The sequence below is a fragment of the Mesorhizobium sp. M0854 genome, from assembly GCF_040319815.1.
GTDB lineage: Bacteria > Pseudomonadota > Alphaproteobacteria > Rhizobiales > Rhizobiaceae > Mesorhizobium.
Genome location: NZ_JAMYOL010000019.1, coordinates 50491 through 72265 on the forward strand (window position 1 = coordinate 50491; position 21775 = coordinate 72265).

Annotated in this window: 25 protein-coding genes; 9 read left to right on the forward strand and 16 right to left on the reverse strand. The window is 61.0% G+C overall.

From position 1 onward, the window contains the following. Positions 1-7 precede the first annotated feature (7 nt). The 4 genes from NKH99_RS23760 to NKH99_RS23775 all read left to right on the forward strand — a co-directional run bounded on the left by NKH99_RS23760 (position 8) and on the right by NKH99_RS23775 (position 1861). Positions 8-157, forward strand: a complete 150-nt coding sequence (locus tag NKH99_RS23760; RefSeq protein ID WP_352458143.1) for a hypothetical protein — start codon at positions 8-10, stop codon at positions 155-157. 180 nt (positions 158-337) lie between these two features. Beyond that, entirely contained in the window at positions 338-505 is a 168-nt protein-coding gene (locus NKH99_RS23765; RefSeq protein WP_023675755.1) for a hypothetical protein, read from the forward strand. A gap of 153 nt (positions 506-658) precedes the next feature. Then, positions 659-832 (forward strand): hypothetical protein, encoded by a 174-nt coding sequence (locus NKH99_RS23770; RefSeq protein ID WP_352452704.1) that lies wholly within the window; start codon positions 659-661, stop codon positions 830-832. A gap of 417 nt (positions 833-1249) precedes the next feature. Further along, the gene (locus NKH99_RS23775) at positions 1250-1861 is read left to right on the forward strand and encodes an acyltransferase (protein ID WP_353015848.1); all 612 of its coding nucleotides are present in this window, start codon (positions 1250-1252) and stop codon (positions 1859-1861) included. On the opposite strand, the gene NKH99_RS23780 is transcribed toward NKH99_RS23775, so the two are convergent. From NKH99_RS23780 to NKH99_RS23845, 14 genes are all read right to left on the reverse strand, one after another. Beyond that, positions 1850-2563, reverse strand: a complete 714-nt coding sequence (locus tag NKH99_RS23780; protein ID WP_352819314.1) for a class I SAM-dependent methyltransferase — start codon at positions 2561-2563, stop codon at positions 1850-1852. The genes NKH99_RS23775 and NKH99_RS23780 overlap by 12 nt on opposite strands. A 185-nt stretch (positions 2564-2748) precedes the next feature. Then, the gene (locus NKH99_RS23785) at positions 2749-5946 is read right to left on the reverse strand and encodes an SGNH/GDSL hydrolase family protein (protein ID WP_353015851.1); all 3198 of its coding nucleotides are present in this window, start codon (positions 5944-5946) and stop codon (positions 2749-2751) included. A 154-nt stretch (positions 5947-6100) separates the two neighbouring features. Next, the gene (locus NKH99_RS23790; RefSeq protein WP_353015853.1) at positions 6101-6451 is read right to left on the reverse strand and encodes a hypothetical protein; all 351 of its coding nucleotides are present in this window, start codon (positions 6449-6451) and stop codon (positions 6101-6103) included. A gap of 122 nt (positions 6452-6573) precedes the next feature. Beyond that, positions 6574-6708 (reverse strand): hypothetical protein, encoded by a 135-nt coding sequence (locus tag NKH99_RS23795; RefSeq protein WP_353015856.1) that lies wholly within the window; start codon positions 6706-6708, stop codon positions 6574-6576. An 854-nt stretch (positions 6709-7562) separates the two neighbouring features. After that, positions 7563-8048 (reverse strand): hypothetical protein, encoded by a 486-nt coding sequence (locus tag NKH99_RS23800; RefSeq protein ID WP_353015858.1) that lies wholly within the window; start codon positions 8046-8048, stop codon positions 7563-7565. A 42-nt stretch (positions 8049-8090) separates the two neighbouring features. After that, a complete protein-coding gene (locus tag NKH99_RS23805) occupies positions 8091-8387 on the reverse strand; it encodes a hypothetical protein (RefSeq protein WP_352472061.1) in 297 nt (98 codons plus the stop codon). A gap of 7 nt (positions 8388-8394) precedes the next feature. Beyond that, entirely contained in the window at positions 8395-11016 is a 2622-nt protein-coding gene (locus tag NKH99_RS23810) for a hypothetical protein (RefSeq protein ID WP_353015860.1), read from the reverse strand. Further along, positions 11016-11498: a hypothetical protein gene (locus NKH99_RS23815; RefSeq protein WP_353015862.1), complete on the reverse strand. Its 483-nt coding sequence runs from the start codon at positions 11496-11498 to the stop codon at positions 11016-11018. The genes NKH99_RS23810 and NKH99_RS23815 overlap by 1 nt, the downstream gene beginning before the upstream one ends. A 2-nt stretch (positions 11499-11500) precedes the next feature. Further along, the gene (locus NKH99_RS23820) at positions 11501-12166 is read right to left on the reverse strand and encodes a hypothetical protein (RefSeq protein ID WP_353015863.1); all 666 of its coding nucleotides are present in this window, start codon (positions 12164-12166) and stop codon (positions 11501-11503) included. Positions 12167-12380: 214 nt separating this feature from the next. Next, entirely contained in the window at positions 12381-14837 is a 2457-nt protein-coding gene (locus NKH99_RS23825) for a phage tail protein (RefSeq protein ID WP_353015865.1), read from the reverse strand. Next, on the reverse strand, positions 14834-15436 hold the full coding sequence (locus tag NKH99_RS23830) for a phage connector family protein (RefSeq protein ID WP_352685220.1): 603 nt from the start codon (positions 15434-15436) through the stop codon (positions 14834-14836). The genes NKH99_RS23825 and NKH99_RS23830 overlap by 4 nt, the downstream gene beginning before the upstream one ends. 289 nt (positions 15437-15725) lie before the next feature. Next, the gene (locus tag NKH99_RS23835) at positions 15726-15971 is read right to left on the reverse strand and encodes a hypothetical protein (protein ID WP_352472067.1); all 246 of its coding nucleotides are present in this window, start codon (positions 15969-15971) and stop codon (positions 15726-15728) included. A gap of 212 nt (positions 15972-16183) precedes the next feature. Next, positions 16184-17173: a Coat protein gene (locus tag NKH99_RS23840; RefSeq protein WP_352472068.1), complete on the reverse strand. Its 990-nt coding sequence runs from the start codon at positions 17171-17173 to the stop codon at positions 16184-16186. A 23-nt stretch (positions 17174-17196) separates the two neighbouring features. After that, complete coding sequence (locus NKH99_RS23845) at positions 17197-18105, reverse strand: hypothetical protein (protein WP_352472070.1); 909 nt, start codon at positions 18103-18105, stop codon at positions 17197-17199. Positions 18106-18203: 98 nt separating this feature from the next. Here NKH99_RS23845 and NKH99_RS23850 point away from each other — a divergent pair, with 98 nt between their 5' ends. Continuing rightward, positions 18204-18626, forward strand: coding sequence for a DUF7674 family protein (locus tag NKH99_RS23850; RefSeq protein WP_352472071.1), 423 nt, complete (start codon positions 18204-18206; stop codon positions 18624-18626). Positions 18627-18637: 11 nt separating this feature from the next. On the opposite strand, the gene NKH99_RS23855 is transcribed toward NKH99_RS23850, so the two are convergent. Beyond that, entirely contained in the window at positions 18638-19210 is a 573-nt protein-coding gene (locus NKH99_RS23855) for a hypothetical protein (protein ID WP_353015867.1), read from the reverse strand. Between the two features lie 110 nt (positions 19211-19320). Between NKH99_RS23855 and NKH99_RS23860 the strand changes: the two genes are divergently transcribed. The 4 genes from NKH99_RS23860 (at position 19321) to NKH99_RS23875 (ending at position 21111) form a co-directional block, all read left to right on the forward strand. Next, a complete protein-coding gene (locus NKH99_RS23860) occupies positions 19321-19509 on the forward strand; it encodes a type II toxin-antitoxin system HicA family toxin (protein ID WP_353015869.1) in 189 nt (62 codons plus the stop codon). Positions 19510-19513: 4 nt separating this feature from the next. After that, complete coding sequence (locus NKH99_RS23865; protein WP_352541138.1) at positions 19514-19915, forward strand: type II toxin-antitoxin system HicB family antitoxin; 402 nt, start codon at positions 19514-19516, stop codon at positions 19913-19915. 194 nt (positions 19916-20109) lie between these two features. After that, entirely contained in the window at positions 20110-20427 is a 318-nt protein-coding gene (locus NKH99_RS23870) for a YMGG-like glycine zipper-containing protein (RefSeq protein ID WP_352453776.1), read from the forward strand. A gap of 234 nt (positions 20428-20661) precedes the next feature. Beyond that, positions 20662-21111 (forward strand): hypothetical protein, encoded by a 450-nt coding sequence (locus NKH99_RS23875; protein WP_353015871.1) that lies wholly within the window; start codon positions 20662-20664, stop codon positions 21109-21111. An 83-nt stretch (positions 21112-21194) separates the two neighbouring features. Here the strand turns inward: NKH99_RS23875 and NKH99_RS23880 are convergent, their stop codons facing one another. Continuing rightward, a complete protein-coding gene (locus NKH99_RS23880; protein ID WP_352501181.1) occupies positions 21195-21632 on the reverse strand; it encodes a hypothetical protein in 438 nt (145 codons plus the stop codon). Between the last annotated feature and the right edge of the window lie 143 nt (positions 21633-21775).

Sequence of the window (21775 nt, forward strand, 5' to 3'; positions counted from 1 at the left end):
CGGGACTTTGAAGATCAAGAAAAGGGACGAGCTGCGCCGCCGCGAGCAGAACCGCGAGGTGCCGGTTTGGCAGGTCGGCAATTACTTCGTTATCTGGTGGCCGAGCGGCGTGTCCGATCGCCCATCCTCGCCCAGAAAATCCTCGCCCAGGAAATAGCCCGCGCACCAGACGATGCCGACTGGGCAATGGACGCCTCCGTGCGGGATCGGGAACCGCCGCGTGCGCCCAAACCTCAAGACCGCTCGACTAGTCCCAGAAATAGTCAGCGGGCAGGCATTGACTCTTCCGCAGCGGAAGGTCTCTGATGCTGCATTGCACAATGGGGTGGCGGAATCGATGGCGGTGCGTATCAGGATGCCTGGCGGCACACTGAAGGTGAAGGTGTACCGCGAATTGCGCGACCGCGAACGCGCCCGCCGCATACCCGTCGTCAAGATCGGCCGGATCTATTTCACCTGGTGGTCGAACCGCCAGCGCCTGATTGATGATCAGTCGCCAGGATGAAGCTCCTTCGGCCGGCCCTGCCCGCCTGGCACCGCGAAGCCTCCGCAGCTCGCAAAATAAGTTGATGATCCTGCTGTTGACTCTTCCGCAACGGAAGGTCTCTACTTACCGCATTGCACACAATTGCTGCGTTGCACAACGGGAGTTGAACCGATGGCAGTGCGTATCAGGTTGCCTGGCGGCACTCTGAAGATGAAGACCTATCGTGAGTTGCGGGCCAGGGAACGCGACCGCCGCGTGCCTGTGATGAAGATGGGCTCGCTGTATTTTGTCTGGTGGTCGAAAAGCCAGGACCCTCACCAGAAGCCGCAGGACAGCAGACGGTAGCCCGCCGGCGCGGTGGGTCTGCGTCGGCGATGAACCCTGACAATTCCGAAATACCGCCCAGTTGTAGGATTTCTGGTCGGCCTGCTGTGCCATTGTTGGTGCGCACAGCATCCCGAGCGGCCCTCGCAGAGCAATTCTTCTGACGAACTTTTCGGCGATTTTCAAATGGCCTCCAGACTGGCGGACACGCGCGTTTGCAAGCTTGCAAACCGCCGCCGCTTGTCGCAATAGCTAGGCCGTGAGGAGTCGCATGGATGATGGAGACTGACCTGCTTATTGCGAACAGCCAACTTCGGCTGTCGGTTCAGTTAGCCGAAGGGCAACTAATCCCACCCATAATCCTTGATACTGACCTCGAAGACGCGGCGCCGGCATTCTTCGAAGGGGTACACCAACATTGGAAGCATTTCAGATTCTTTGAGCAATCGCAGCCTTTCGCTGAGAGGTTGTCCAAGCCGCACTTCGACCGTAACTGATATGCCATTCGTTCCATCATTCCTCTACCGCCTAGCCGGCATCAACTCCGGTCCCGCGACGAAGCTAAGTTTGCGGAGCGTCCGCAGTTTGCGGCGAGGCAAGCATGCTATCGGCGAAGAATGCATCATCAACGGCGTCTTTTCCTTCGATCGCGCTGATGCAAAGATCACCGTGGGAAAAAGATCCTATATCGGCAAGAGCCACCTCGTCGCGGCTGAGAGGATCGAAATCGGGGATGACGTGATCATTAGTTGGGGTACCACAGTCGTCGATCACAACTCACACGCGACGGGTTGGCAAGACCGCAAGGAAGATATCGCCGACTGGCATCAGAGAAAAAAGGACTGGTCAAAGATCACCATTGCGCCAGTGAAGATTGAAGACAGCGTCTTTATCGGCTTCAACGTCATCATTCTCAAGGGCGTAACGATCGGCAAGGGATCGGTCGTTGGTGCGGGGTCTGTCGTCACAAAAGACGTGCCGCCCTTTAGTATGGTTGGCGGTAATCCTGCAAAGCAAATCGGCGGCGCTGCCGCTAGATCAGCGACTTAAGCACAGAGCTCCGGCCATGTAGGCCATGCTGCGCATCGCCATCTTGGGTGCAAACCTGAGAAATTCGGTCCGCAGTCTGTGTTTTACCCATCCTTTTTTTTCGCCAGCCAGGTGCTGTTCATAGGCGAGGTCGTGCGCAAAAACCTTTAGCCGTTCGACCTTCAGCCCGGACGTTTTGAGAAGGTTTTCAAACGTTTGGGTTGTGTAGAAGTTGATATGCCCATACGGCCCTGACATCCGAATGGCCTTGCTGAGATCTCGCGTATGCTCCAAAGGCACTTCGATATACAGCTTCTTGCAGACCCGAGCCGCCTCCCTGAGAAACATCCGTTCGTGTTCGACGTGTTCGACGACGTGAATGGCAAGCCCGAGATCGAACGACTTGTCGGGATGAGGGATGTGATAGCCGTCGAATACGTCGATGCTGGCCAGTTTGGCGATTTTTCTTGCCTTGATAGCCTCGACGCCGCTCTTCGAAATCTCGACGGCGCCAAGCTTCTTACCGAGCCCCTTCCTGTTCAGCTTATCCAGCACCGCACCTTCGCCCGCCCCGATGTCAAGAATCCTGTCGAAGAACTGGCCTTGAATGATCGCTTCGATGTGCCCGACCGACTGGTTCGAAGCTATGTCCCGTTTTGCGGCTACTTTTCCATCGGCGTAATAGTCATCATAGATGTCGATGATGCTGCCGGCATGCGCCATGGGACAATCCTCCAAGGATAGCCCCCGCCGACCTCATCCTGCCATTGCCTGCGAACGGCGTCCAGCGTCGACTACGGCGCCGCCTGCCCAGACCTCAATGAGACCCTCAATGTCGCCGTCAGGAACCGGGATTTCGCGGCTGCGTGCCGATTTCGCCCTTGTGCTGAATAGCAGATGGCATTGGGCTATCCCCGCTCCGCAACTTGTTCGATGAAGCGCAGCGCATTGCCGTCATGGCCGGCATCGTTGAAATGCAACCCCTCTTGGTAGTTCCCAGAGTTGATGTAATCGAAGCCGTCGATCGGGATGGTCAGCACGTTCCGGGACCTGTAGGTCTGTCGGATTGCGCCGAGAGCGGCGTCATAAGTTCGGCCGCCGGTGTAGCTTGCATCCCATGCCGCCGAAGGCCGCGTCGGCGGCATGACAAGGATACGCGGTGCAGCGGCCGCTTCCAGCGCGTTGATGATTGTTGCGATGTTTGCCGATATCGTGGCTGGCGGCGTGCCAAAGCTGTCATTGATGCCGAGCGCCAGGATGGGCACGATCTTGCCGCCGGCGTAGCCGCATTGAGCGGCGGCCGATGTAAGACGCGCAGTGTTGAATGACGAGAAGGCATAGCTGCCGTGTGCCGCGCGCAAGGTGCGCAGGCGCGGACGCGAGCCGGCCGCCTTGACGCCAAGCCTGATGAGCCCGGTAATCTCGACAGGACCGCCGACAGCCGTAAGAGTGTAATTGCCGCTTGCCGCCTGCGCGGTGAGCGACGGCCCCGAATATCGGTCAAGCGCCAGGGCGCCGGCGCAATTGACGGTTTTATAGGCCGCGCCGCCGTCGAAGGCAAAGGCAAGTGAGCCCTGGGCTGCGTCCTGGGTGTAGTGGACGTCGACCTGTTCATAGGCGCCGGTGAACGACAGGGTCGCGCCGGCCGCTAGGATGATGCTCTCGCCGATCGGCCCGCGCGACCCTGTCGACACGCTGCCGGCGACAGTGACGCCATAGAAGGTCGGAACGTAGGTAGAGCTTGGCCGCAAAGCAGTCATGCCCGGTTCATCGTCGGCAATGCCGATATTGGCAAAGCGGGTAACCAGGTTGAACCAGTGTTTCGGCCCGTCGCTGGCAAGTGCCCAAAGGCCGATGCTATCGGCGATCAGGCAGAACACATCGTTGTTGGCAATATGTTCGGCCATCTTCGCGCGAAAGCCGTCATAAAGATTTTGCAGCGACGGCTGGCGCGGAATGAAGAAGCGCTTACCGTTGACGGCCGGCTTACCAGGTCCCCAAAAACCGTCGCCAGATGCAGGAATGGCCGTCAAAGCGAAATTCCCAGGCGGCACATAGGGATTAGGATGAGCGGCGGTCGCCGACGCAAACAGCGCGGTCGCATCAACGACGCCATTCGGATCTGCGCCAGCCAGCAGATTCATGCCGTCATTACCGCCGCCCCGGGTCAAGGCGCGGTCGGCATCGGCGAGCAGACCGGTTTTGATCGTAAAGCGAAGCTCATATCGATGCTGGGCGGACGATGCTACGGTCGCGCCAAGCGACAGTGCGCCTGCCTTGATCCATGCCGGGATGCCTTGCGGGTTGACGCTGTTTTGAAACTTGTAGGCGCCGCCGCTGATCGCCGGATATTTGCCGGCTGGGATTGGGATACCCAGCGGAATATGGGCGACCCCGTTGATCAGCATCACTGCATATGTGCTTAGGACGTTGACCACCAACCCGCCGAGATAGTCCACTACATGAATGAGCGCAGCGCCGGCGCCAGCGCCAACTTCGACCGCTGTAATATAGCCGTCGGCCGGCGCTGGCGTCTGCATGATGACGCTGTAGCTGCCCGGAACGTCCGACCCGGTGTTGACCAGCGCCGGCCAGCCGATTTCCTGGCTAATGCCGACAGCGGAGACGAGACCGTTTGCCGTGGAATAGGCAGCGCGCGCCTTGACGGCGACTTCGCCGGTGAAGGTCGCCTTCCACTGCGGGCCATTTGCCGCGCCTATGGTCTTGGCAGTATGCGAGGTCGGTACCACCGCTGTGAACCACTCGACTCCACCGTTCGGAATTGCCCCGGCAGTATAGTACCAGCTGCCAACTCCAGTGCGCTGGACGCCCATGACGCTCCCGGCCGGCTTCAGAATCGCGAGTCCCGAAACAACTGACGACGGGCCGGCTGGAACGGATATCGTTTGCTCGGAAACAAGGCTAAGCGTCCCGTCGCCCTCGAGGTGGGCGAAGACAATATGGGCTGTCCCTGGCACGGCGCCGAATCCAAGCTCCAAGGTCGAGAGATATTCATCGGCCGCAGACACCGATCCAGGCCAGAAATAGACGCTGTCGTTGGTAATCAGCGTGCCGCCGACAGAACCAGTGATCGGAACCGGCCCAATCGCCCGCGAGCTGATCAGGGCAATTTCCGCCGGTGACGCACGAATACCCGTATCGACGGCAATCGGGCCTGTCCCGACGCTGTGAAGCCCCACAATGCCGGCGCTGACTTCCGTCCAGAAATACTCGCCGACATCGACATTCCTGCCCAGCACCGCCGCTGCGGCGGCGCCGGCGAGCCCTGCCGACGCCGCAAAACTGAACGTCGGCGCCACTGTGTAGGAGCCCGGCGCCGTGATCAGTATCTGCGACAGCGCCCCGCCCGCCACCACGAAGCGGCCGGCGGCGCCCGAACCGGTCCCGCCGGTAAACGCCAGGTCGAACGTGCCGTTGGCGCCGCCGGAGCCTGGCGTGATCGCACCGTTGCCGGCGACGCCGAAGCCGATTGCCGCCGCAGTCGTCGGGAAAATGCCCTTGCCGTAGAGCGAAGCGTCGCGTGCAGCCTGAGCGCTGATGACGGCGGCCGCGGCCGCGACGGCATCGGAATTGGTGGCAGCCCGGTCGGCTGTGGTTTGTCCGGCATTCGCGGCGGAAGCGGCGGCACTGGCGGTTGCCTGGCCGGCGCTGGCAGCGGCGGCATCCTTCAGCGCCTGGGTTTCATCGCGCAGCGCTTCAACCTCTTCGGCCACGTCGGCGATGTCGGGCGGAACGGATGCGGCGACGGTGATGGCATCGGCGCCGACGGCCGGCTCGTCGGCCGTGAACTCGAACACGCGGTCGGCGTTGACCGACCCGACCTGGGTGTGAACGGTCGTGCCCTTCTGCAGGGTGCGCGTAGAACGGGCGTCGGCGGCGCGGAACCAGTCGCCTTCGCTCGCCGTGTAGATGCCGTTCTGCGTCGGGTCGGCCTGGTCCTTGACCAGCACGCGGTCGCCGATTTCGGCCGGCACGCCGTCGATGGCCTGCAGGCCGTGCAGGAGGATGTCGGCCGTGGTTGCGAGGCGCACGGGTTCGCGTTCGCCGGTCAGGAGACGAACGGCGGCAGTTGCAGGTCGGGACATGAGGGCTTGCTCCATAAAAAAAGCCCCGCATAAGCGAGGCTGGAAGGGTTCGGTGCTGGTGTGGGAAAGCTAAGCTACGCGGCCGGACACCGCGCTATTCGGCGCAGCCGGCGATTTACATTTTCCGGACGGAGAGCGGCAACGCGGTCCAGGGCTACAGCAATCCGCCAATCAGCCTTCTTGTGCCGCCCATTGCCGCCAGCCCGCAGGCCATGCCGGCGCAGTCGGCGACCCAGTCGAGGATATCCATATCGCGCGCGATCAGCTGCGCGCCCTGAAGCAGCTCGATCGCCGCGCCGGTGATGGCGAGGAGCACGACCAGTCTCGTCTTGTGTTCCGGCCAGCCGAGGCTTCCGAGTGCCGCCAGCACCGCGAACGCCGCGGCGTGGTTGAGCTTGTCGTGCTGGAAGGTGAAGCCCATGTCCAACTCCTGCAGGAAGCGCACCGGCGAAAGCGCGAGCAGGAGGACGCCGGCCAAGGTGAGCAGAAAAACGATCCTTGCCATGGTCGGAAAAGTGTCTGTGCGCAACAGGTCAATCCTTCATCTTAAACAGGAGGCGATCCAGGAGGCACCGCCAACTGACCGCCCGGCGGTTAGCAGGCCATAAGCCAGCATCGTGACCACAATCAGACCGCCGGCACGTTGCGTGCCTGGTCGCCATTTCCGGCGTGCGCACTCACCAGTGATTGCGCCAGTGCTGATCCGGTCGAACCGAGTGCCGGGCTTGCATCCGCGACGAGCCACGGAGCACGCCAGTACATCACTTCGGGAGCAACGAAAGCACGTTCTCGTCAAGGAACTGACGGCGCTTGCCGACAAGCGGCAGCCGATCACTCTCGAAGTTCCGGCAACACCCTTTCGTCGAGAAATTTGAGACGGCTATCCAACATTTCGGCGTTGGCTGGGCTAGGCGGCACGTTGACCGGGATTAGATCTGCCACCGAGTCCCCCGTCGCGCAGCTTCGACCCACTCTTCCATGGCGCCGATATATCCATCCAGCGCCTCGTATGGAGTCTTGGCGTCTACCGCCGGCAGATATGTCGGGGGCACATCGCCGACGATTACCCATATCCATGGGTCAACTTCCGGCCTGCCCGGAACAATCTCGAAGAGAAAAATATAGGTTATGCCGTCGGCCCCGTATCCAAGGTATTCCCCCTTGATGTCTGAAACCCAATCATAGAAATCAAGATATTTTCAGGGCTTCCAGACGTGCAGCATCAAGCTCTTCATCGCCTGTGCTTTTGTCAGTCGACGGCAAGCGGGTGACGCTGGTCAAGTCGGGTTTGACGTCGCTATAATTTCTCTCGACCACTTGTGTTCCCTTTCATTTCTTGCTTGAGCCATCTTCTTCTTGCCCAGCGAGCATAGTCTCCTGCATCGCCATGGTGTTTAATATGATCTGCTCTCGCACGATGCGTGATGTTTGAGAGGTGATCTGCCCCCGTCGGCCAGCGCTTTCTCGTGAGACACATCCATATTCCGGCCCGTGGGCTGATTGGTCCTTGCCAGAACGCTCCGTGCGAAGTGACGCCCCGGTTTCTTGCACCGCTGTCGGCTCCGCCGCTCAGCGTCGCAATCACCCATGTCAACCGTTACAATTGGAAGTCGAAACTAACTCCGCTCCGATTCTGGGTGTTCGTCGAGGGTTTTGCCTCGCCTCCATGGCGAGGTTTTTGTCTCGCGCCAAGCATACCAGCCGTAAGGTAAATCAGCCAACTGCATAATAGTCTTGTCTTTTTCAACCATATTTTTCAGGCTTATGATCATAATATCGCTTTCATCGAAATCTTCGGATTCATCCGCGTGAAACTGCCATGATCCGTCATCATCATCATGCACGACGCGAGCAACCCACCTACCATTGCGTATAGCTTTCCTGTTTACAAAAACAGCTACGTTCTGGGGGTCTTCAAACTTCCATTTAGTCATCACAGCGCCTATTTGTTCCACTTTCTCTGTTTCGAATTCTTGCAACCATCCTTGCATTGGTGTAACTATTCGATCCGGGAGTCTTTGTCGGATCAACTGGAATAAGCGGATCGATGTGATCAAACTGTGATTCGTTGGCGGAGGAGTAACGCCTTTTTTTACTTTCACCGGGTCAAAGCAGAGTAAACTCCGCTACCATTCAGAATGTGTTTAGGTGATTTTGTCGCGCTTCCATGGCGAAGACTTTGTATCGCGCCACGCACGCCAGCCTAACGGCAAATCCGCCAACTGTGCAACAGTTCCATCAAGCTCGACCACCTCGACCAAGGCCACTAAAATTAGGTCATCTTGATCAACTTCAGCTTCATTTCCGTAGAATTGCCACGACTCATTATCGTCGCCGTCATCATCATGTGACACATACGCAATCCAGCCGCCCCCCCTAAATATCTTCCGAGTCGAAATAACGGCTGTGTTTTTTGGGTTTTCGAACTTCCATTCGGTCATATGTCACCTATTTGTTCGATTTTTCTATATTCTCAAACCCAGCCGTAAGACGAAGATTTTTGTAGCTATTTGATCCTGACGATTTTGTCTTGTCAGCGGGATTAACCGGATCTATGTGATCGATATGAGCTTCGTTTTTTGAAGGAGTTACGCCTCTTTTGCTTTTCTTTGCTGGAATTATTTCTATACCACTCTCATCCGATCTCAAAATTCCATCATTCACCCTTTTATTTTCCTCGAAAATAGCTATCCTCTGCTTCTTTGTTGGATCCTTGCCGGACGCAACGTTGGGAGGATCTTCCAAATGCGTATAGGGCCTCCTTATTTCTCGGGCCTTGCCGGTCGAGATCGGAATCTCTTCTGCATTGACAGAAACCGGGGGAGCCCCACTATCCAGTACGATATCAGGTTTAGCATTCGCAGAACGCCCGGCAAGCCTTGCCAACACCTGGCTGCCAACTGCACTGAGCCCTTCGGCAAGGACATTGCCGCCCGCCCCCCAAAGCGCGCCGTTGGCAATTCCCCAGGGGACGCTCTGTCCTGTGTTGAAGGCGTATGCCCCGCCATAAGTGCCACCCGCCACACCCCCGACGCCAGTTCGGGCAGCAAGACCGATCAAGCCGTTCTCTGCCGCCGCGCCAACGCTTGCCCGGCCCAGCAAACCGAACAAACTCTCCGCCAGGCCATATCCGCTTAAGCCGGTGCCGAGGGCTTCCGCCGCCCAACCGGCCGAACCGGCCCGGTCCTCGGCGTCCTCGGTCTTGGCCTGTTCATCTTCGAGGAGGTTCTGGTAGTTTCCTCCGGACCAAGCGGAGTCCAGCCCGGCGGAGATCGCATCCGCACCGCCGGCGGCCGCGCCCTTAGCCGTGAGGCGGCCGACATCCGAGAACGCCAAGCCGAATTGCTGTAGCCACGGCATGGTGCTGTACTGGGCTTGGGCCGGATGTTCCCCGATCCACGCCAGCCCGTTCTTGAGCACTGCAACCTGGGCTTCCAACGACTCTGGCGCGACGTTCGGATCTTGGGCGGCCTTGGCTCGCCACTGGGCTTCCGCCGCCACAGAAATCTGTTGGGTTGTCGCCTTGCGGGCATCAGGATCGCGAACCGCCAGGACGATCGAACTCAACTTGGCAAGGCGCTTTTCGAACGGCACGCCTTGGTCGATGTATTTCGCCGCCTGCTGGCCAGCTACAGCCCAGGGCATTGGCAGTATTCGGTCGAAGCCCAACTCCTGCTGAGCAGCGACGGCCCAGGTGACGGCAGCCTTATAATCCTCAGGAGCTGTGATCTTATCCCAGTCCGGAGCATGGTTCGGGAACAGTTGGCCGACGTAACCGGCGGGATCGGCGCGCCTGGCACCCAGCACCAATTGCGCGGCGCCGGCCCTTATCTCATATTGCTCCCGCTCTTCCGGCGAGCCGTAGGGGCCGGGTTCAAAATCCCGAATCTGGGCGTGTATCGCCTGGTTCGGGACGGGTCGCATGTCGAAAACCGCGCGGCCGATATCAGCCGTTATGTCGAAGGCTTGGAGACGCTTGCCGCCATCTTCGGCGCCGTACACGGCAGTGAAGTCTTCGGCACTCGGTGTCTTGCCAGAATAGCTGCCGGTATTGGCAATGGCAGCCGGCGCGTTCTGCAAGGCGATGTCGATGTTCGTGCGCGCATCGACCAGGCTTGCCACAGTCGCTACCTGCGCCTTCTGGCCGAGATCCTGAACCGTGTCCGGCGACAAGTCGGCAATCCAGGGTCCTGCGGCAGCCCAAGCCGTATTTCCGACGGGCCCCACGGAACCCGTGCGGATAGGTGTTTCGTCGGACGGAAGGCCACCTACGGGCGCTTCGCGCGTCGCCAGCACGCTGGACCCACTCGCCCGAGGTCCGCCCACAGCTTCGATGGTATCGTCCTTAGTCCTGCCGTCCGTTGAGACCGGCCCAGTCCCCAGCACCTCCGCAGCACGCTTCGGGTCCTTGGCGATCATCGCGTCGGCGAGCGCCTTTGCCGTGTTGCTGCGCCAGGCAGCCTCGGCGGCCTGGCGGGCCACCGGGTTGCCCATCTTGCCGATCAGGTCGAGCCCGCTCTGCCTGATCGCCTCGAACGTGCCGCTATCGTCCGGGTCGCCCTGCGCGATGGCGCTTGTGTAGCCGTCCTCGACCTTGCTCCACTCGGCCTGCTCATAGTTCTGGCGCCGCGCGTGCTGCTGCGCGGCCATGCGCGCCGAGCCGGCCAGCCGCAATGCCTGCTTTTGGGCGAGGAAATTGGCGCGTTCGCCCTCCGGCACTTTCGCTACGGTGTCGTCGAAGATCTGGTCGAACAGGCCGGGCCTGACGACGCCGTCGCTGCGCGGATCGAGCTGGCCATACATGAAGTCGTGCAGGCCGCCGCCGTCGGCCGGCGCGGTCTGCACCGCCACGGCCTCGGCGTGGGCGATGCGTGCGTTCAGCTCGCGGCCGATAATGTCGGCGTCGAACGCGTCCTGCTGCTGCTTCTGTTGCTTGAAGCGCTCGGCAATCGCCGAGAGCTCGTCGCCAAAGCCTTGCATGGCGGCGCCCACCGGCGAGCCGTCGGGATAGGAGGCCACAGTGCCGGTATCGAGGCGGCGCTGGGCAAGCTGGAGCGGGATGGTGGCCATCAGTAGAGGCCTCCACCCGGCGCCGGCGGGAAGGCGCTTCTGCCGAACGTCACCGCCTTGGCCGGGTCGTAGATGCCGGACACGAGATTGCTGCCGGCCTTGAAAATCGAGGCGCCCACCGCCTGCCTGCCGGAAAAGCGCGCGATCGCCGCCTGCGTGGCGAGACCGTTCTGGCGCAGCTGCGAGCCGTACTGGATCGCCTTGAGGTCGAGCTGTCCCTGCCTTGCATTGGCCGCCATCACCTCGGTCGGCGAACCAGAAATAGCGACGCCCGAAGCGCCGGCCTGGGCACGCGCCTGCGCCTGCAGCAGATCCTGCTTATGGCGCTCCTGGCCCTGCTCGAAGGCCGAGCTTTGGGCGTCGGCCCGCGCCTGCTGTTCATAGGCTTTGGCCTGGTAGTCGGCCATCTGCTTGGACTGCTGGCCTTCCGCCAGCGCGCCGCCGACCGAAAGCGCCGTACCGATAAGAGCTAGTGTGCACATGGTCAGCCTCGTTCGCCGGCGGGAATGAATTTGCTTTTGATGCCGTCGACCGGCGCACCGATCGCAGGCCGCCGGTCGAGCACGCCGCCGGGGCTGAGGAAGGACAAAAGCAGCCGGTCGGCCTGGATCGCCGGGCGGCTGAGACGCGATGGCGCGGCGGCGCGCGGGCCGGCCATGGCAGTGCGCCGGATGGTGGTCAGGTTGACTCTGACCCCGGCAGCGCCGTCGGCATCGAACATGCCGTTGGCGATGATGGCGCGGCTCAAGGCATCGGCCGCGAACAGCTCCTGGCGCAGCTGTTCGATCAGCCAGTGGATCGTGCGCCAGCGCTCGCCGAGCGCCTCGGCGTTTGTCCTGACCGCGTCGCCCGGCGCCGGCGTGGCGGCGACGGCTTCGGCGGGGGGTTCGTCCAGGGGGGCGCCAACGCGGCGCTCGTCCGCGTCCTCGATGGTTTTCTCGATCAGCGCGATTTCAGCGTTGCAGTCGTCCAATGCGGCACGCGCCGCCGTCAAATTGCCGGCGCCGAAGATCGCGTGAAACTTTTCCGTTTCCAGCTCGCCCTTGCGGGCGATCGCATCGTTGAGGTCGGTGTCGAGCAAGGCGCGGATGGCAGCGAAATCGGCAGCCGTCCGCGCCTTGCCGAGTTGCTCGGCATGGGTTGGGGTCACGGGTGGGTTCCTTGGTTGGGGAAGCGATGGAAGACGGAGCCGGCCATCTCCCCCCTCGAGGGGGGGATGGGCGGTAGGCCAGAGGGGGTCGTCTCGCGGGGAGCGCCGGCGTTCTTCCCCCGCGATGGAGGCGATAGGAGGCCGCGTCAGGACGAACCGACCCCTCTGTCGCCTTCGGCGACATCTCCCCCTCGAGGGGGGAGATCAGCAGTTTCTAAGGCTCGGCGTCGAACACCGGTGTCATCGCCCTGATCGTGCAGGGCGTTGGATTGACGTGGCGGATCTTCACCCGCCCCTGCCCTTCCCAGCTATCGTCGATCGGCACCTCGACATTGCCGGTGAACAATTTCGCCACGCCGTCGGGTGCAACCACGGACGGGATGCGAACCTGCTCCCAGCGGCCGCGGATGAACGACTGGACCTGAAGCCCGGTTGTGTCGGTTTCCAGCAGCGAAAGAATGAGCTTGGCCACCTTCTTGCGCCGCCCGACGATCGATCCGTCGCGGCCGCCGACATCGAGCTCCAGCGTGTTGGCTTCGGACTGGTAGCCGAGCCCGACCTGCCATTTGGCTGCCGTAGCCCCACCGGGCAGCGAGACCGCGCCAGCGGCCACAGCAAGGCCCTTGTAGACCTTGCCATCGGCCAGGACGTCGGCTGTTTCGCCGTTGAGATGATCAAGCCCCGAGACCGTGCCCACAGCGACGCCGCCATAGGTCAGGCCGCAGTCGACTTCGAATGCATCGCCGATTCCGCCATACTCAAACGGCGCGGTCTTGATTTCGATATAGCGCCTGGTCACGCCGCCGATCGTGCGCTTGACGATCAGCCAGAGATCGTCGTTGCCGTCCTGGCCGGGCGTCACCACGGCGCTTTCGACAACGGCCCAGTTCGATCCTGCGAAGCTTCCGGCGATCTGGTGGATGTGCATGCCGCGAACGTCCTGCGACGGCTGGTGCGTGTAGCCGCCGAGTTCGCCATCCCCGAGCGGGAACCAGAGCAGCGGATCGGGGTCGGTCTGGAAGGCGAGTTCGACGACGCCTTTCTTGGGAATGTGCTCCGATATCTGACCGACATCGTCGGAGGTGAAGCGGCCGGTGGTGTTTTGCGTCAGCTCGGCGATCGATTTGCGGGAGCGGGTGACATAGAGGAACGACTGCCCCGCATCGACGGGACGCAGCGGGGCACAGCCGAAAGTCCGCGACCGGCGGTTCTTGAACGAGGACGGCGTCAGCGCCTCGTCGATGCCGGAACCCGACAGCGCCCTCACCCCGCCAAGCGTCCCGATGATCAGCGCGCCGTCCGATTCCGCCACCCACGTAATGTCGTTGGCCTGGCCGCCACCTGCCTGCACGAATTCCAGCGCGTCGGTGTCTTTCTCACCGGTGGCGAAGTTGTCGAAATCGCCGGTTTGCGAGGCATAGACCGAGAATTTTCGGCTGAACGCCAGGCGCTCCTCGTAAAGCGAACCGCTCTGGACATACTTGCCGGGCACGAACGTGCCGAGACGCCAGCGGATGATCGGGCTGAGATCGGGCAGAGCATGCCCGTACAACTGGACCGTGACTACCGTCGTGCTGGTCAGGGCAACGACCTTGGCCCAGCGCCAGAAGCCATCCGCGCCAAGCAGACGAATGGCGCGGCCGATATCGCTGGTCTGGAAGCCGATGCCGTCATTGATGCCGACGATCGAGGAGGCCGAGAGATCAAATGGCGTTTGCGACGGCGCGTATTCGTGCAGGGCCAGTTCGGCGATAGCGGTTCCGTCGCTGCCGCCACCTGAAAACAGCAGCTGATAATATTCGTAGGCAACCGTGTTGTTGAAGCCGTCGAAGAAGCGGGTTTCCGACTTGGACCAGCCGGTCTCTCCGTCCCGGCTGTCGAGCGTCGTCCAGTCGGTGCCGTTGTGCGAGGCCTGGAATTGCCACTGGGTCGGCGATGCAGTGTCTGAGTGATCATTCGTGGCGGTAATCCAGTAGGCGTCGACCGTCTTGGCCCCGCCGCCGCCGAACTGGTAGCGCAGATACCCGCTCGGAAAGCCCGCTATGTTCTCCCCCTTCTGCTTGTCGCCATCGAACACCTGCCACACGTCGGATGAGCCGTTGCTGTTGCTGACCGTGCCGCTTGGCAGCGTATTCGCGACCATGACCGGCATGGCGTTGCCGGTTGCGGCCGGCGTTAGCGTCGTGGCCGTGGTGTTGATCTTGTCGTATGGGCCGTCGAGAAAGACGAAATCGGCGAGCGTCCAGGTCGTGTGCGCAGTGCGCGTCAGCACTTTGACCGGATGATCCTTGTGGGTGATCCACATCTGGTCTGCCGACTGGACGAATTGCAGGTCGAACAGATCGGCCTCGGGATAAGGCGAAACGACTTCGACCGTGCCGACACGCGCGCCATAGGCATAGACGCGGATGTAGAGATCGCCGAATTCGAGCGCATAGGCCTGGTCGGCCGAGAAGATGAACGGGATCAGCCGTGTCGCCTTTGACGGAGCCTTCACCTGCGCGCAAAAATACGTGCCGCCGCGCTTCCTGATGCCGCCATGCGGCAGCGTGACGAAGTTCGTGCATTTCGACAGCGCCGCCCGGTAAAGCTCGAGCGAGGCGCGAGCATGCAAGCGGGGAGAAATCTCGCCGCGGATGAAGGCATCCTGGATCGGATAGAGCGTGGTCATCGGCCGACGCCCCGGCTGTCGCCGCGCTGGAAAGCCCAGGACGTCGTCGAAAATCTGCCGCCGCGCTGGATGGCATTGGCCGAGTAGGCGGCATCCAGCGCCCTGTCATAGGCGCTGCGTGCGACGTCGATCATGCCGGACTTGTGGGTCAACGGATGGGCGATCTTGATGGCGAGCGCCGCCACCAGCACTTCGCTGAATAGCGCGTCCCAGTCGTTGGGGTCTGTCAGGTTGGCGACATAGCGGATGATGCGCGGCCCGGCCTGATCGGAATAGACCAACCCGGCCTCCTGCCGCCATGAGAGCGGCACGCCATCCGGCTCGCCATTCCCTGTCAGCGGCAAGGGCCGCAGGCAATCGGCGGGAAGCTCATAGGCGAAGTTCAGCGTGCCAGCGCCGCCGCCGGTGTCGAAGCCGGCGACCGAGGCCGCCAGGATGGCGAAGACAAAGGCATGCTTGGTCAATTCGGCCTCGCGGGTCAGGTCAAAATGCAGATTGAGCAGGCGCGCCGCCTTGGCGTCCTGGTCGAGGCTGTCGATCGGCGCCTCGTCGAGCACGGCGAGCGCCATGTTGGCGATGTCGAGCGGGGTGATGGCCATGGCTCAGGCCTCTGTCTGTATGGTTGGTCGGAGAAAACGGGGCATGGTGCCTCCACGGCAAAAAGCCGCTTCGAAGCGGCTGGGGATTTTTTGTGATTTTGGCTTGGGCGGAACGTTGCACGTCTCGTGCACGGGGGCCGTCACGACGCCACCCGCCCGTCATGAAACGGCGTGGCAGACGCTTCGTCAGCCGTCTTTTTCCCATTCGAGCAAGGAAGACGGCAATGCTTCGGCTATTGCAGTTTCACGACACCGCCGCGCAACGCGGCGATGTCTTGCATGAATTGTGTCAGCCGATGCGTGCGCCGGTCGAGATCCCTGTTTCAGCTGACGTGGCAAAGACGCTTGCTTTCACCCTTCCGGCACCTCCCGCCAAAGCCAAGCCCCTGTCCAGGGCATCCTGAAGACTTGGCGTGTAGTAGGCGGTGTCTTCCAGGCCGCTGAAGAAGTTTATGCGATGAACTTCCCCCTTCTTACTCATGACAATGCCCGCTTTTCGGAGCACTTCCTGAACTGTTTTGTACTTCATGTTCATGGTGACCTCCCTTACCAAGACAAGGCAGCATCGCCCTTTCTTGTAACTGTTTGGTGCCGTCGATTGGCCAAAGGGCAACATGAATGTTGTAGCGAACGCCAAAATTCACATCACTCCGACGCAGCGCAGCGGGTGAACTTGCGGGTCGCCACGGTGGCCGACCTGGTGTCCCGAAGGGGCGGGACGTCTGACGCCCGCCCCCCTTCGCCCGATCAGGCCTCGGTCGTCTTCAGCGCGATGAACGTCATGTGCTTGACGCTCGACGCCGTGCGGTCCCAGTTTGCCGCCAGTGCCAGCTCGGCATCGGTGGCGAATTCGCCGGCCGAGGACGCATCGAGGAAGCGGGTGCCCGGCACATGCGGCACGAAATGCCGGCGGCCGACCATTTCGGTGACACCACCGCCATGGCCCTGCCGCGGCTTGCGGTCGAACTCGAGCGGCCCGCCTTCGGTGTTGACCGGCAGCTCGTTCCAAAGGATCGCCTGGTCCTTGAACATGAACGCCGTGTAGACGCCGCCGGCAACCGGAATGTCGTCGTCGACGACGGCCCTGAGCCCCATGTAATAGGGGATCAGCGGCCCGCCCTGCTCGGACGACGGCACATAGTCGATGAGGTCGGCGAGCTTCAGCGCCTTCATCTGTTTCGAATGCATCCAGATCGTCTTGAACTTGTCGGCGCGGTCGCCCATCAGATAGGCGGCCTCGATGATGTCGGTGTCGACGATGGAGGCGCCGGTGACGCGCACCAGGTCACTGCCGTCATTGGCGATGTTGTCGGCCAGCACGCCTTTCAGTATGCCCAGCAGCGTCAGCTTGTTGGCGCGCTGCCAGTAGTCGGTCTGGCGGCGCACGATAAGCTTCTGCGGATCGTCGCCGGCAAGGATCGAGGTCAGATCCGGGATGCCCCAGGCCTGCGCACGCACATTGCGGGCCGCGACTTCGCGGCGCGCACCGATCTTCTTCATCTCGATCGAGTCGGCCGGGTCGTCATTGACCGGCTCGGACGGATCGTTGCCGAGGTCCTTCCAGCCGGGCATGTCGACGGAACGTCCGCCCAGGCTGAGCTTCGAGGCGATCGACGGGTCGGAAAACAGGATCCCGGCCTGGTAAATCTCCAGCGACTGGACGTGCTCCTCGAACGAGTATTGCGCATAGACGGACGGAACGATCGCGTCCGCGATACGGGTATAGGCGTCTGCCATTTTTGTCTTCCTTCAGGTTTGGGTTAAAGAGGATTGTTGGGCATCCACAGGTCGGGATTTTCGCCGGCCTCGCGTGCCAGCCGCCGGGCGCGGGCGGGGTCGCTTTTGACGAGCGCCGAGATGCCAGTCAGGTTGCGCTCGCCGGCGGCATTGCGCTTGAAGGGATTGCCTCCGCTCAAGGCAGCATTGCCGTCGATCGTGTCTTCGCGGAACATCGCCTCGCCGATGGCGTGGAACGCCTTGGCGATCTGCGGGTCGGTCAAGGCGCCGTCCGGCAGAAGGATACCCTTCGCCTTGTAGGCATTGACCAGTCCGAGCTTTTTCATCGCCCGGTTGGCGACCTCGAGCTTCTGGCGAAAGCCATCGCTGCCGGTCGGTCCCCAATCCCTGACGAGGTCGTCATGCGTCGTCTCGACCGAGCGGGCAAGGGCGATCTGCTGTGCCTTGGCCTGCTCGGCCATGTAGCCGACGAAGCGGTCGTGATAGGCCTGTGCGACCTTCGGGGTAGCACCTGCCTCGACCGCCCAGGCCTTGGACGCATTGGCGAGCTCGTCCGAATAGGCGAAGTTTTCGGGGAGCCCGTCGGGGCGCCGGTACTCGACCTTCTCGGGTGAGGTCAGCGGACGCATCGCCTCGGGCAGCCGGGCATGGAACCTGTCCCAGTCTTCCGCGGCTGCATCGGCTGCCGGAACGCGCAGGCTCTCGCCCTGCTGCCGCTCCAGCTCCGCATAGGAGGCGAAGACCCGATCGAGGCTTTCAGGCTTGGTCCAGCCCTTGGTTTCAGCAAGCTTGCGGTTGCCTTCGGAAAGACCGTCAAACCAACTTTTGGCCGCAGGCGGGGCGGACCCGTTGTCCCCGTTGGCCGGTGGCCGTGCAAGGTTGCCCGCCGGTGGCGCCGCCACCACGGACCCGGCGTCTGCCAGATCTGTCATGAGAAGATTCCTTTACTTAGGGTTCAATGAAAAGTGCCGGCTGGTTCAGCCGGGCTTAAAGCTTGCCAGTCCGGAGCTGCCGCGCGAAAAGAGGCAGCATGACCGGAGAGAACGAGGCCGCAGATTTCGCCTTCGACGGCTCGAACATGTTCGAGCCGCTCATGGCGGCCGATCCGTCGTTCCGTGGGCAATGGGACAGATTCCACGATGAATGGCGCGATGAGGCGGAAGAGCCGCTGTATCTTGCCTTGTCGGAGCTGGCTCTCCACCTGATTCACCATCTCGAAGCTGGAAAGACAGATCGCTTCAGCGACATTTTCGATGTCGTCGAGCGCTGGATCGTCGAAGGCAATCGCCACGTGCGGGAAGCCGCGATCGTCGGGCTGCTCGAAGATCTGCAGAACCCGAGCCTGCATCGCAGCACACACCCCGATCATTTCAAGCCATGGCTGCGGCCTCAGTCGGCTATCTGGTGGGCGAAACTCTACGCATTCTGGTCCGACGGAACGCCACTGGTCTAAGCCGGCCGGCCTCAGGCATTGTCGCCCCAGTTCTCCCAGAGCAGCGTGATGGTGCCCGACACCGCCAGCGTGCCGTCGGCGTCGATATCCGTGCCGGTGGCAAACGCCAGGTTGAGATAGAGGTCGACCGGCGTCACGGTGCCGTCGAGCGTCAAGGCTGCGGCAACATCGGCAATCGACGCGCTCGACGGCGCGGCACCCGCGCCATCCAGCGTACGGCCGGTGGCGCCCACCACATTGGCCATAGTGCCTGCCAGTACAGCGCTCGATGCTGCCGCCGAGCCGAGCGACCAGGTCAGCGCGGCATTGTCGTTGATGGTCAAGGCGCGTGGCGTCAGCACGGCGAACTGCAATCTTGCCGTGCCGCCCTTGATCCGCACCTTGCCATCGAGAAAGTCGAAGAGCTTCTGGCTGGCAAAGCCCTGCGCGTCGGTGACCGGCACCGGCATGGCATTGAAGGAGAAGACGGTGCGGTAGGCGCCGCCCTGCCCGGTCGTCCTGGCGGTAAGCCCCGCCCTGGGCGGGGCAAGGCCGGCTTCTCTGGCGGCGGCACGCGAAAGCGTCCGGGCAAGACCTCGGGTCATTTGGTATCTCCATTCTTGCGGGATTGAAAACGGGGTCGGCTGGGCCGCCGCACGCAACAGCGGCAAAAGCTCATGGACATTTGGATCAGTTATGTGTATCTATACACAACATGAAGAGCGCCGATGTCATTCACAGGCTGTTGGCGGATGGCTGGTACGAAGTGGCTCGAAAAGGAAGTCACGCCCAGTTCAAGCACAAATCCAAGCCGGGCCAGCTGACAGTTCCGCATCCCAAGCGCGACATCCCGATCGGCACTCTCAAGAGTATTGAAAAACAATCCGGCGTGAAGCTGAGGTAGAGAAATGCGGAACTATATCGGATTGATCCACAAGCAAGCGGACAGCGACTTCGGCGTCTCCTTTCCCGATTTTCCGGGCCTGGTGACAGCCGGCGTCAACCTGGATGATGCCCGTGCCATGGCCGGGGAAGCACTGGCCTTTCATGTCGAGGGGCTGGTCGAGGATGGCGAGGCCATTCCCGAACCGTCATCCCTGGAGGAAGTGATGTCGGACAAGGACAATCTGAGCGGTGTCGCCATCCTGGTTCCCTTGAAAGCTGAAGCTGCGAAGGTCGTGCGTGTCAATGTCACCATTCCGGAAGATGTCCTCGATCAGATTGACCGATATGCGGAGCGCCACGGCTACAGCCGATCCGGATTTCTGGCCGCTGCGGCGAAAAAGGTAATGCAGATCGAGGCAGCGTAGCGCTCTCGAAGGTCGACTGGAGATGAAGCTCTTTGGGTCTTGTTCGGTTACTTTCTTTGCGGATCAGGCTGTCAGACAAAAACAACCATGTCTTATTTCGTGAGGCACGGTGCCTATGTTCCGCCGCAAATGCGACCGCACTTGGCAAAATCGCCCCGTGTATTAGCTCATAGGTTTCAAGGGAGTACCAGACGATGACCATGTCCAGAGCCATTGCCGCCATGCTGGTGACTGCCGCATTGGCAGGCTGTGCGCAGACCGAAGCACAGCAGAGAACCAGCACCGGTGCGCTGCTCGGCGCCGGCGCCGGCGCGCTTGCCGGCCAGGCGATCGGCGGCAACACCAAGAGCACGGTCATCGGTGCCGGAGCCGGCGCCTTGCTGGGCGCCGTCGTCGGCAACGCCACCACTCCGCAGCCGCGCAGCGAACAGCTTTGCCGCTATCAGGATCGCACCAGCGGCCGCATCTACACCGCCCCCTGCGACGACCGCTACTACAACGGCGATTATTGATCGTTAGCCCCTTCTCCCCGTTTTACGGGGAGGAGGTCCCGGTAGGGGGATGAGGGGCAGCGCAAACTTCTGAAATGCCGGCACCGCCCCTCACCTGCCTGCCGGCATCGCTCTCCCCGTAGAACGGGGAGAGGGGCGCAGCGTCAACCTCGCGCATCCGTTTCCCTGACGATTTGGTCCTTCCCCTGATTAGAGGTCAGCGCTATCGTCCAGGGCTACCCACGGGGGCGGGCAATGCGGACTATTGCAACATTGAGGCCGGCGATCCTGCGCCTCATAATCCTTTTGTCGCTTTGCTTGTTTGCAATGGAGCCAGTGAACTCAAAAGATGGCGACGTCTTCATATGTTCAGTAAGCGACTTCCACACATGGTCCGACATACCGTCATCAGATGACTCGGGATTCGTCGCAGCTAACAAGGCCAGGAAATTTGATATCCAAGAATTTGCCGATCACTTCATTGTAACCAGCAAATCGGGCACGTTCAAACCATCGTCAACGAAATACGATATCTTCCGACGAAACGTATATCAGATCGCTGCATTTGACAGCACGACATTTATGCTCGACACCTTCGTTATGAGGACAGCAAATATTGAAGGTCCTCCGACCAAGGCGCGGGTCACGCTACAAACTCCAACATATCTGAACACGTGGTATTTGGACTGCACCTTGCAGAATTGATGCCCGCAGAACCGATGGCTATTCGCGTTCAGGTTTTGCAGTCCATCAGCTAAATCTCTGACGTGCGAAGTCACTAGAATCATTCAATCCTTTTCCGGCTCGTCGAATGAATGAATCCCGGCCGACTCATTGCCGAGGCGCTCAAACACGTCTAGCGCCCGCTCTGAAACAACAAGCGTGTGGTTCGAAGCCATGCCGAAGTCATCATGTCCTGGCTGCCCATGGATCTTCATCCAGACGAAGGTTGGAAGTTCTGTTTCTGGCTGCAGCCGATGAAACAACTCCGAAGCAGTAACCTCGACGTCGGCAAACGTCGCCCCTGAAACTCGCATCTTCAGCAGCTCCAGCTCGGCTTCTTTGGTGACAAGATAACAGGGAAAACTCCTTATCAGGACATCACCTATCCAAACGTCAATCTCGTAGTGAAGTTTGTGCACAATCGGCGGGTGAACGCGGTTATCGAGAACCGTATTTTTGCCAAAATCACCAGCAACAAATGGCTCTACATAATAATAATCCATTTTTCACCTATATTTTCCGACAGGCGGCACGAAATGATGGCCATATTTCTTATCCATCATTGTAGAATGATCCAGAATCTGCTGCTCCGTTGGATACGGGTACTTTTCATAGAATTTGTCATTTTCGCCCCTAATGATAACAA

Coding starts and splice junctions, on each gene's coding strand:
- NKH99_RS23810 (WP_353015860.1), bottom strand. CDS start 11,016: ATGGCCACCATCCCGCTCCAGCTTGCCCAGCGCCGCCTCGATACCGGC.
- NKH99_RS23765 (WP_023675755.1), top strand. CDS start 338: ATGGCGGTGCGTATCAGGATGCCTGGCGGCACACTGAAGGTGAAGGTG.
- NKH99_RS23850 (WP_352472071.1), top strand. CDS start 18,204: ATGACCGGAGAGAACGAGGCCGCAGATTTCGCCTTCGACGGCTCGAAC.
- NKH99_RS23860 (WP_353015869.1), top strand. CDS start 19,321: ATGAAGAGCGCCGATGTCATTCACAGGCTGTTGGCGGATGGCTGGTAC.
- NKH99_RS23815 (WP_353015862.1), bottom strand. CDS start 11,498: ATGTGCACACTAGCTCTTATCGGTACGGCGCTTTCGGTCGGCGGCGCG.
- NKH99_RS23780 (WP_352819314.1), bottom strand. CDS start 2,563: ATGGCGCATGCCGGCAGCATCATCGACATCTATGATGACTATTACGCC.
- NKH99_RS23785 (WP_353015851.1), bottom strand. CDS start 5,946: ATGTCCCGACCTGCAACTGCCGCCGTTCGTCTCCTGACCGGCGAACGC.
- NKH99_RS23865 (WP_352541138.1), top strand. CDS start 19,514: ATGCGGAACTATATCGGATTGATCCACAAGCAAGCGGACAGCGACTTC.
- NKH99_RS23790 (WP_353015853.1), bottom strand. CDS start 6,451: ATGGCAAGGATCGTTTTTCTGCTCACCTTGGCCGGCGTCCTCCTGCTC.
- NKH99_RS23845 (WP_352472070.1), bottom strand. CDS start 18,105: ATGACAGATCTGGCAGACGCCGGGTCCGTGGTGGCGGCGCCACCGGCG.
- NKH99_RS23880 (WP_352501181.1), bottom strand. CDS start 21,632: ATGGATTATTATTATGTAGAGCCATTTGTTGCTGGTGATTTTGGCAAA.
- NKH99_RS23795 (WP_353015856.1), bottom strand. CDS start 6,708: ATGTACTGGCGTGCTCCGTGGCTCGTCGCGGATGCAAGCCCGGCACTC.
- NKH99_RS23805 (WP_352472061.1), bottom strand. CDS start 8,387: ATGACCGAATGGAAGTTCGAAAACCCAAAAAACACAGCCGTTATTTCG.
- NKH99_RS23870 (WP_352453776.1), top strand. CDS start 20,110: ATGACCATGTCCAGAGCCATTGCCGCCATGCTGGTGACTGCCGCATTG.
- NKH99_RS23855 (WP_353015867.1), bottom strand. CDS start 19,210: ATGACCCGAGGTCTTGCCCGGACGCTTTCGCGTGCCGCCGCCAGAGAA.
- NKH99_RS23830 (WP_352685220.1), bottom strand. CDS start 15,436: ATGGCCATCACCCCGCTCGACATCGCCAACATGGCGCTCGCCGTGCTC.
- NKH99_RS23825 (WP_353015865.1), bottom strand. CDS start 14,837: ATGACCACGCTCTATCCGATCCAGGATGCCTTCATCCGCGGCGAGATT.
- NKH99_RS23835 (WP_352472067.1), bottom strand. CDS start 15,971: ATGAACATGAAGTACAAAACAGTTCAGGAAGTGCTCCGAAAAGCGGGC.
- NKH99_RS23840 (WP_352472068.1), bottom strand. CDS start 17,173: ATGGCAGACGCCTATACCCGTATCGCGGACGCGATCGTTCCGTCCGTC.
- NKH99_RS23875 (WP_353015871.1), top strand. CDS start 20,662: ATGCGGACTATTGCAACATTGAGGCCGGCGATCCTGCGCCTCATAATC.
- NKH99_RS23770 (WP_352452704.1), top strand. CDS start 659: ATGGCAGTGCGTATCAGGTTGCCTGGCGGCACTCTGAAGATGAAGACC.